This window comes from Hoeflea sp. CAU 1731 (genome assembly GCF_039888615.1).
Lineage (GTDB): Bacteria > Pseudomonadota > Alphaproteobacteria > Rhizobiales > Rhizobiaceae > Flavimaribacter.
Genome location: NZ_JBDQQS010000050.1, coordinates 1 through 2,072, shown reverse-complemented (window position 1 = coordinate 2,072; position 2,072 = coordinate 1). Strand labels below are relative to the sequence as shown.

The window sequence follows — 2,072 nt, the reverse complement described above, 5'->3', positions numbered from 1 at the left end:
GAGCGGGAAATATGGGTTGAACCTCCAGTAGGATGAGCTTTTACACAAACCTGAATAACGGACAGGAGACCGCTCCTTGGCTGGGACGCAACGCCTCATTGTTGTCGACATCGTTCGGGGCCTCGCGATTACGGGCGTGGTCCTGTTCCATCTCGTCTGGGATTTTGAGTTCACCGGCATTATCTCAGGGGTCGCGCAGCATCCCGCTTGGCTGATGTTCGGTCGCAGTCTGGCCGGCACCTTCATGATCCTCGTCGGCGTTAGCCTCGTTCTTGCACATCGAACGCAAATCAGATGGTCGCCATTCTTGCGTCGTCTGAGTATCATCGCCCTCGCAGCGGCGGCCATCACCGTAGTGACATACCTCGTATTCCCGGCCAGCTTCGTCTATTTCGGTATCCTTCATGCAATCGCAGCAGCGACGCTGATAGGGGTCCTGTTCATTCGCGCTTCCGCGTCACTATGTTTGGCAGCCGGGACTGCAATTTTTGCGCTTCCGTTTTTCTACGAGTCGACGGCTTTCGACACCAGACTGACGGCTTGGATCGGCTTTTTTACCCAGCCCCCGCCGAGCAATGATTTCGTGCCGATATTCCCATGGGTCGGCCTCACGCTTTTTGGCATGGCAGCGACGAAATGGCTGCTGGCCTTTGATCTGGAAGGATATCTGTCGAGATCCGCGCCGCAGGGTCAGGCGGCACGATTCCTAGCATGGTGCGGGCGCAGAAGTCTGGTGATCTATCTCGTGCACCAGCCCGTTCTGTTGGCTGTCATCGTACCGGTTTCCAGGCTACTGATTTGAACAGGGGAACGTCTATTCGTTCGGGGTGTGAGGATCGGCAAGAGCGTCATCGGGACGGCTGATCGGCACCGCGTCCACGGAAATTCGCTCGGCAAGTGCCTTGTCACCAAGGCGCCCCAGCAACTCGCGGAATTTCGAGTGCATTCCCCCGTCCGAATAGGCGTGCGCCCGCACAGCCGAACCTTCCTCAACGATCCTGTTCATTTCCCGCAGATCCGACTGCGAGCGCGCTGCGACGACAGGATTTTGCATGGAGATGGCCGGTGGACATGCTGCGAGGGGATCGCTCGGTTCGCCGCCTTCAAACTCGGTGTTGAACGCGTAGCTGCCTCCGCAGTGGGAGACGCGAGGCTGCTGGCGTGTGACTTCGAAAATGTCGTGACCCTTCTTGAGGTTCATCCAGTACTCGAAACTCGGATCGTTTCGGTTCCTCGCCATGTTTTCAGGTGTCATGCGGAATGGAAAAGCCTGAACCTGAAACGCCGTCTGGCCGCCCTTCAGCGCTTCGCGCGCTACCGCATAGATCTCGGCCACGCCCTCGTCCGTCATTGCGAAGCAGCCGGACGACGAGCATGCACCGTGTACCATCAGCGCCTCCCCGGTATAGCCGAGTGCGGATTCGAGCCTGTTCGGATATCCGAGATTGAAGGAAAGGTAGTATTGCGAGTTCGGGTTAAGCATGCCGGCGCTGACATGATAGAAGCCTTCGGGTGCCTGACGGTCGCCTTCGCGCGTTTTCGGCCCAAGCTTTCCCGACCAGCGGCACATAGGATAGGTCTTGAGAAGCGCGAACTTGCCGCTTTTGTCGCGCTTCCAGATCTCCAGCTCGCTCTCCTGCTTGAAGATCCGAACCAGGATTGGTGCTGACCGCGACATTGATTTGCGGTTCATTTCCGTGACAAGCGCAGCTGGGACCGGCTGAATTGACCTCCCTTCCACGTCGAGCACCGTTGAAACGCACGCGGACGTGGCCAGGCCAATGAGCGAAACCAGCGCGAATGCAATGATCAATCGAACCACAGTCTAGAACCTGACCCCAAAGAAGCATTCCAAGCTGATGAAACAGCCAGACACTCGCCAATCATGATTAATGTCGCGTTTACGTGCCTCATTGAAAGGGCGGCAAACCGCCGCAGCGCTGCGAACTGCCTCTCCTCTTCACCGCCGCATCCGATCTCCTTAACACAGGTCCCACAAAGGGAGATACATCAGTGACCGAAGAACGCGAACGTCTCACTATCCGCGAGAGTGCTGCCCTGGCAAGCAGTCG

At 57.5% G+C, this 2,072-nt stretch carries 2 protein-coding genes; one reads left to right on the top strand and one right to left on the bottom strand.

Annotated features, from left to right (window positions below; all coding sequences use genetic code 11):
* The first annotated feature begins 76 nt into the window (after positions 1 to 76).
* The gene (locus tag AAFN47_RS28055; RefSeq protein ID WP_499812477.1) at positions 77 to 802 is read left to right on the top strand and encodes a heparan-alpha-glucosaminide N-acetyltransferase; all 726 of its coding nucleotides are present in this window, start codon (positions 77 to 79) and stop codon (positions 800 to 802) included.
* A 12-nt stretch (positions 803 to 814) separates the two neighbouring features.
* On the opposite strand, the gene AAFN47_RS28050 is transcribed toward AAFN47_RS28055, so the two are convergent.
* Positions 815 to 1,810: a L,D-transpeptidase family protein gene (locus AAFN47_RS28050; RefSeq protein WP_420406604.1), complete on the bottom strand. Its 996-nt coding sequence runs from the start codon at positions 1,808 to 1,810 to the stop codon at positions 815 to 817.
* Between the last annotated feature and the right edge of the window lie 262 nt (positions 1,811 to 2,072).